This window comes from Bradyrhizobium sp. 23 (genome assembly GCF_023073295.1).
Classification (GTDB): Bacteria; Pseudomonadota; Alphaproteobacteria; order Rhizobiales; family Xanthobacteraceae; genus Bradyrhizobium; species Bradyrhizobium canariense_D.
Genome location: NZ_JADPJF010000093.1, coordinates 1 through 565, shown reverse-complemented (window position 1 = coordinate 565; position 565 = coordinate 1). Strand labels below are relative to the sequence as shown.

At 57.0% G+C, this 565-nt stretch carries 1 pseudogene; it reads left to right on the top strand.

Features of this window, described 5'->3' with window-relative positions:
* Positions 1-29: 29 nt before the first annotated feature.
* A pseudogene (locus IVB32_RS22785) lies at positions 30-565 on the top strand (hypothetical protein); the annotation flags it as partial.

Here is a 565-nt window from a genome sequence, read left to right as displayed (position 1 = left end):
CCTCTGCCGAGTTCGCTGCATATCCGTCGATGGTCGACTTCGCCAATCTCTTGCGGGGAATGTCGGACGCGATCGAGCAGGTACGCCGCGACACCGGCAGAAACCTTCGGCGCATCGTCGGCACCACATCGACGATGTTCGGCTACATCGACTTCATGAAGGCGAATGGCGTCAAGGTCGATGTGCTCGGCTATCACTATTACGAGCATGCCGGCGTGAACCCGACGAACTACTGGGGCGGAGTTCGTCCCAATTTCAACCTGTTCACAAAGCTGTCGAGCTACGGCGTTCCAGTCGCCATCAATGAGATGAACGGCGCCGAGATCTACGACTCAACGTTCGTCAACACCTCGACGTCGGCGTCGATGTCGGCCTGCAACTCAAACCTGGATGCGATGCTGGCGAGGTTCTCTCAGTATTCGTTCATCGAGTGGATTGATCTCTACGAGCTGATCGACGAGCCGGACAAGACTGGTCCCGATGCTCGGTTCGGGCTGATGTTCAATCTGTCGACCCCGAAGCCGCTCATGTCGACGGTTGACAAGTATACGGGTGGACCCCAATA